The following is a 6,598-nucleotide window of genomic DNA, read 5'->3' on the forward strand; positions in this document are numbered from 1 at the left end:
GAGAGCCACTGCTAAAAAAATAGGGACATAACTATGCTACGCTTGACCAATACCGTGCTGCCTATGCACCCTGATCGGCTCTATGCCAGTGAAGGCAGCACTCAAGCGCCCTATCCGAGCGCTCGCCAAGACATCAATGCTCATGGTGCGTGGCAAGATAAGCTCATGCATAGCGCTGATGAAGCCGATATCATTGCTCAACTAAACCCCAATGGTAATCGCCAACACCAGCAGCACGGTATCGACACTTATGTGCTACACGTTTATATCCATGAGCGGCATCACCCTCCTTTTACGCCATTAACCAATCTCATCGGTAGCCCTCTGACCTTGAGCTTTGATATTCCAAGTGGCCTAAGCTTTCGTCATCTTTATATAACGGCTGTGCATCAGCTAGATCATGATGGCAGCTACGGCTATTATCGCCTGCTCGCCCAGCCCATCACTTATCGTCTGCATCAGCATATACGCGGTCACATTGATACTCATTTGACTGTACAAGCGATGGTAGCAGAGCGCACGGCTACGCTGGATATAGAAATCATCGATGACAGCAACAATGGTGAAGATGCTAACTGGTCACCAGCACGCATGACCCAGTGGCAAATAAGCGACTGGACACATATTTGCGAGCGGCTTGCGCGTCAAGGACTCACAGCCTATCTGCGCCATGAGCAAACGAATGAGCACAGTCCACCAAAGCTCATTATTACCACCGCAGATCCAAGTGATAGCGATGGAATCAGCCTAAATATTGGCGGGCTGCGTTACCAGCAAGTGTTACATGACCGTGTCCATGCACCTGTATTGGCATTGAGTGAGCAGGTCATCACCCAACCAAATTCAGTAACGATGCAGCGTTTTAATAGCAGCAGTGTTGCACACCCAACGCAGTCCGCTGACGTTGCGATGAGCAGTAACTCTGATGAAGTAAGCCATTCGAATAACCACACTCTCACATTAGACACACCAGCTGCTTTTGCGCCAGTAACAGATACTGAAACCATAGACGAAGCAACCATCGTGGCAAACAGTCATCAAAATCGATATAGCATCTATCATGCCATAGCCCATGCTACGGATTTGAGTGTTGCTGATACTTTTATGCTTGTCGATCACAGTGCGCTCAATCAGCACTACCGTGCTACTCATATCATTCATTTGGCACGCAATAGTCTGGCGCATGTCACAGGGCTGACCCAAAGCACACGCCACCAACAGCGTCATGCGTCGACATTAGCATCTGGCATTCATTTAACTCAGCTGTGCCTCATTACCGCTGATACCCCATGGGTCGGTCACCTATATAGCAGACATGCCCTACCGCCGATGACAGGTATCACCGAAGCGCAAAGCGATATCGATAGCCGTAACCATATGACGCCCACGCGCAGCTATTTACTGGATAGTCCAGCTCAGCCTATCAACCGATTGGAGGCGCAATCTGGCGCGAACTACGGCACCCACTTCACCCATAGAACGGACGACCAAACCCTGATGCAGTCTATCGGCGATAGCGAGCATCTAATTAACACTGGCAGTTTATTGTCATCGAGTCGCCCTAGCCTATTTGCCACGGACAACGAACAAGCGATTGAAAGCGGTTATCGCAACACGGGCAACGGCCTGTCTGAATGGGTGACTGACCACCGTACAGAAAAAGCTTACTCTCAGATAAAAATAGACAGTGCTGGGATATCTGCCAGTCTAAAGATGGGGGTCATCAATCCATCAGACACCGCCAAACGCGAAGGCATCAATGCGACTACTAACGCTCAAATCAATATAAAATCAGGCGAAGCCCTCGTCCTTTCCACTCAACCGCAAACTCATACGCAATCTGGACAGCATAACTACCAGCAGCACACCCCGACTCTGACTCAAGCTGGTCTTGGAGGTCAGCACTTAACTGAGCGGTTAACGCAACTGGCGACAGGGCTTGGACGTCATGTCAATGACCACAAAGCGATTAAGACGCAGCTTGAGACTATCGCAGAGGAACAGCAAACCAAAACCCATCAAACAATGCCATTCGCGCTGATCGATAGCGCAGCAGACAGTGCTTATGCCAGTGACGATACGCTGATTCACAGAAGCATGGGTGAGATGGTCTCCACCACGCAGCAAGATATGATGATCAGTAGTGGAGAGAGTCATAGCCAGATCGGTAGCGAGTCTCTAAATATCATAGCCGATGGTCAATTTAGCATGACCAATGCCAAAGAGAATATCACCCTCTCCGCCCATACGGGTAAGCTTGAAGCCACGGCTAAGCAGGATATAAACATCGCTTCCTCGACCAAAGAGGTTGAGATAGTAGCGACGAATAAAATTACGCTGATGGCTGGTGGTGCGAGTATCACTTTAGATGGCGCAAATATTACGATAGCGGCAAAGCAGTTTACGGAGAAGGCTGGTAAGCATAATAAGTTTGGGGGTGGTGTAGATGGGTTGGGGTTGGCGGGGTTGCCTGATGAGAAAATATTAAGCACTCTTTATAGTATCGCATACAAGTTTACAGATGATGATGGAAACCCATTAGCATTTGTTGAATACGAAGCTACTAATCTTACTACTGGTGAGCAAATATCGGGAAAGACTGATGAACATGGAATAACTGAACGTTTTTCTTCAAATAACCCTGAAGAAATTGAAGTTTATTTAAAGCTTGATGAAGACGATAACGTAGTTGAGTTGCATGAAATAACTGACGATAGCATTTAGGACAAAAGAATGGGTAAAACAACTACAAAAGCCTCTTCAAGATTAGGAACGCTTAATCTCTACAATCAAAGCATTAGCGTACCGACGCTAGTAAATTTTGAATTAACAACCGATCTTACAATAGGTGCAAATAATAAAGGAACGGGCGTAATTGACAAAAAGGGCTTAGTATTTAATAAAACTTATAAGTTCTTAGCTAAGTTAGCAGGCTCGAAGAAGGGTATCGAAAGTACGAAGATAGTTTGGGTTATTAAATATATGAGCCCTAGTACCTCTAGGAATAAGTTTATAACGTTAAAGGCAATAACTGTAGGACCTGAGTTTACGCTAGAGTTGAAAGACAAGTATAAAGATATGGCAGGTTGTGAAATCGAAATAAGTTGCCATATGCAAGCACGACCGAAAAAATCTGTTAGTAATAAATACTTTGTACATAACCGCTTTAGATATTTTGATGGCAAAAAAGTCTTGACTCAAGCACAGCAAAGAATGTCTAAACCTTGGTTAATTGATCAGGCACAATCCTCACTCTGCGGCATGGCCTGCCTATACTATATTTTAATACAACGTAGTAGTAGCTTATACAAAAAAATAGCGGTAGAGCTGCATAGAACAGGTATTTACGAACTAAGTAATGGCTATAGTATTAGGCCTAAAAGCTCAATGTATGACATAAAGCCTGACGATTCTGACTACAAAAACATGAAAATGGATGAAGTTGATTGGATAGTGCTAGCCTCTACACGTAGTAGTGAAAGCAATCTAAGATACGATGGTATCGAAACTGGGTCATTTGACCAATTAGGCGCTGTAAACTGGATGGGAATGCTTACTCGCATGTGTAAAGAGGTGGCAAGCTATAGCAGTACAAAAAGTCATGATTTGGGTTTATTAGATGTTGGAAAGACAATAATTAATAAGAGAAATTTTAGTATAGATAAATTATTTGAAATGGATAAGAAATATAAATCTGGTAAAAAAATAATAATGATGATACAGCCAAAAATGATTAGTAACAATAAAGGCGATAGAGATATTAACTCAATTCACTGGATAGTTTATGAAGGCGGTTTACAACTTTTTGATGGCGATGGACGTAATGTATTAACTGATTCTTTACATATTGGACGTGTAAAATTCAACATATTTACTTGGGGTGAAGAGCCCAACAACTCTCCAAGAGATCTACCGAGAAGAGGTATTAGCGTCACTAACTTTTCAACTAACTATTATGGTTACATAGAGGTCTATTAATGAAAAATATTAATTTTACAATATTCATATCCATTTTATTAACGGGTTGTATTGCTAAAACTAACGTCTGTTCACCATCTATTCAACCAACAATCGAATTACAAGACTTTCAGAGGCTGACTAAAAACGATAAAGCTCTTTTCCATACGCTCGATAAAAATGGAAAAAAAATTAACAGCTTTAAACTAGAATATATTATTGATTTTGATGGCTATACAGTTATTTATTTTGATGATAATAATGCTCTAGTTCCAAACCATGCATATAAAATGCAATACAATGATGATGTATATTTCGTATATAATATCAAGCTTGCAAATAATGCTAGACATCGATATTGTGATGAAGAGACTGTATATAACGTTAATAATTGCGAATCAACAGGTCAAAGTTTAACCTTTAATCCTACATGTGCTATTCCCACTGACCAAGCCGATAGCTATTTTGAAAATACAGTTAAACCAACTTTGTAAATAATGTTCAAGCAGTAACTAGACCTCTTGCATAAGTCAGCGCTATCTGTAGAATCTTCGTTATTAAGAGTCAACAAAATATCAATTTTGAAAGAGGTCTACTATTGATACGACGATCAAACCCTCATGCAGTCTATCGGTGATAGCGAACATCTGATTAATACAGGTAGTCTGCTGTCATCGACTCGCCCTAGCCTATTTGCCACGGACAACGAACAAGCGATTGAGAGCGGTTATCGCAACACGGATAACGGCTTAGCAGAATGGATTACTGATCATCGCAAAGAACAAGCTTACTCACAGCTCAACGTCGCTGATGGACAAGTCGCTGCCAGTCTAAAAATGGGTATTATCAATCCTGCTACAGATGGTGCTAAGCGCCAAGGTATTAGTGCCACTACCACTGCGCAAATCAATATTAAGTCTGGTGAAGCACCCTGACCCCTGCCGTCAAATCCGTACAGTTAAACTTGGGAGATTTTAGTTACGCAGCCTGACGATGATAATCAAACCACACCTGCCTTGCCGATTTATAGGCCAAACTCTTTTGAATCCTCGTTTGGTTATAGTACAGCTCGATATACTGTGTGATCTCGTTGGTCGCTGTAAACCTTGTTTTATAGTCTTGGTGATACACTAGCTCATTCTTTAATGTGCCCCAGAAGCTTTCTATGGGTGCGTTGTCGAAACAATTGCCTTTACCACTCATTGAGCCTTTGAAATGATGCTGCTTGATGATTTTGTGATAGGCATGACTACAATACTGACTGCCTCTGTCAGAGTGCACAATTAATCCTTGGCTTGGGCGTTTATTCTTAATTGCCATATTGAGTGCACGGCATACTAAATCTGCGGTCATGCGTTTATTAATAGCATAGCCGACCAGCTCTTTGGTGTATAAATCTTTGACTCCAGCTAAATACAACCAGCCCTCATTGGTCCAGATATAAGTAATATCACTGACCCACGATTCATTAGGACGCTTAGCATCAAATTGCTGATTTAATATGTTTGGATAGACAAGCTTATTGTGATCGGAGTTCGTGGTGACTTTAAAACGTTTGTGACGACGGCATTTGATGCCATGTTCTTCTTTAATGCTTCTGACCATATACAAGCTAATATCGTGCCCTTGCTCTATCAGCTTTGCGTGCAGTCGATCAGCACCATAGCGCTCACGAGTTTCACTGTGAGCAGCTCTAACCAGTAGCTCAGACTGGTTACGATGTATCTGTTGCTCACTAATATCGCGATTTATCCAGTCGTAATAGCTTGATGGCTTAACCTTTAGCACGCGGCACATAGTGGTGATGCTAAAGAAGTGCTGGTTATTTTTGATAAAGGCGTACCTGACTAACTGTGCTTTGCAAAGTACGACGTTGCCTCACTCGAGCATAGCTCTCCCCTTGCGTCGGGGCGAAGTAGTGCTTCGCTTTATCCCTCCTCATTTAGGATCTCTCGTTCCTCTTCAGCAACTTTGAGCTGTCGTTTAAGACGCTTGTTTTCTTCGATCACCGCCATGAGTTCAGGATCATATTGAGCTGTTCCTGCAAGTTTGCCTTGATTGGTTTTATTGTGCCAATTAGATAAGGTCTGCATGGCGATACCAAGCTGCTTTGCAGTCGCTGAAATATTCCCATCGTTGTCCGCTATCTTCTTGACGGCTTCTGCTTTGAATTCTGTGCTATAAGTTCTGATTTTCTTGGTCATGGTAAACTCCTTGTCAAGTCGCTAGTTTACCAAGTTTAGGTGTATGGTTTCTTCAGCATAGCTCAGTACGTCCCATAATCAGAGGAAGGACATTAGTCCTTCCTTAGTATGCTTGGTCATAAAAATAATGGTGCATTACAAAATCAAGAGGTTCCATATGAAAAAGTTTATTCTGTTTCTATTTTTTGCACCTTTAGGGTGTTCAGTAGAAAGTAGTGCTATTGAAGACGTGCCTAATATCGCAAAAAGTGAAACTACTTTTATTGAATCTAGTATTGAAAATAATTGTACTGGTGAACCTTTATTATTAATGTATGAAGAATTTGTCAAACTGGGTATTAAAGAATCAAATTTATTAACTATAGTAAGTTTAATATAAAATCGATACAGCCCATATCATGAAATAGTTTAGGCAGATTATTTTCCATCCATTCTTG

At 42.1% G+C, this 6,598-nt stretch carries 5 protein-coding genes and 1 pseudogene; 5 read left to right on the forward strand and 1 reads right to left on the reverse strand.

Features of this window, described 5'->3' with window-relative positions; translation table 11 throughout:
• The first annotated feature begins 33 nt into the window (after positions 1-33).
• From JMX82_RS06765 to JMX82_RS06780, 4 genes are all read left to right on the forward strand, one after another.
• Positions 34-2,724, forward strand: coding sequence for a DUF2345 domain-containing protein (locus JMX82_RS06765; RefSeq protein WP_201539969.1), 2,691 nt, complete (start codon positions 34-36; stop codon positions 2,722-2,724).
• A gap of 9 nt (positions 2,725-2,733) precedes the next feature.
• Complete coding sequence (locus tag JMX82_RS06770; protein WP_201539970.1) at positions 2,734-3,978, forward strand: hypothetical protein; 1,245 nt, start codon at positions 2,734-2,736, stop codon at positions 3,976-3,978.
• Positions 3,978-4,451 (forward strand): hypothetical protein, encoded by a 474-nt coding sequence (locus JMX82_RS06775; protein ID WP_201539971.1) that lies wholly within the window; start codon positions 3,978-3,980, stop codon positions 4,449-4,451. Before JMX82_RS06770 ends, JMX82_RS06775 begins: the two co-directional genes overlap by 1 nt.
• A 126-nt stretch (positions 4,452-4,577) precedes the next feature.
• Positions 4,578-4,892 (forward strand): hypothetical protein, encoded by a 315-nt coding sequence (locus JMX82_RS06780; protein WP_201539972.1) that lies wholly within the window; start codon positions 4,578-4,580, stop codon positions 4,890-4,892.
• Between the two features lie 43 nt (positions 4,893-4,935).
• On the opposite strand, the pseudogene JMX82_RS06785 reads toward JMX82_RS06780, so the two are convergent.
• Positions 4,936-6,161, reverse strand: a pseudogene (locus JMX82_RS06785) (IS3 family transposase).
• Positions 6,162-6,318: 157 nt separating this feature from the next.
• On the opposite strand from JMX82_RS06785, the gene JMX82_RS06790 reads away from it, so the two are divergent.
• On the forward strand, positions 6,319-6,540 hold the full coding sequence (locus JMX82_RS06790; protein ID WP_201539973.1) for a hypothetical protein: 222 nt from the start codon (positions 6,319-6,321) through the stop codon (positions 6,538-6,540).
• The last annotated feature ends 58 nt before the right edge of the window (positions 6,541-6,598 follow it).

This window comes from Psychrobacter sp. 1044 (genome assembly GCF_904846525.1).
GTDB lineage: Bacteria > Pseudomonadota > Gammaproteobacteria > Pseudomonadales > Moraxellaceae > Psychrobacter.

Coding starts and splice junctions, on each gene's coding strand:
- JMX82_RS06770 (WP_201539970.1), top strand. CDS start 2,734: ATGGGTAAAACAACTACAAAAGCCTCTTCAAGATTAGGAACGCTTAAT.
- JMX82_RS06765 (WP_201539969.1), top strand. CDS start 34: ATGCTACGCTTGACCAATACCGTGCTGCCTATGCACCCTGATCGGCTC.
- JMX82_RS06775 (WP_201539971.1), top strand. CDS start 3,978: ATGAAAAATATTAATTTTACAATATTCATATCCATTTTATTAACGGGT.
- JMX82_RS06780 (WP_201539972.1), top strand. CDS start 4,578: ATGCAGTCTATCGGTGATAGCGAACATCTGATTAATACAGGTAGTCTG.
- JMX82_RS06790 (WP_201539973.1), top strand. CDS start 6,319: ATGAAAAAGTTTATTCTGTTTCTATTTTTTGCACCTTTAGGGTGTTCA.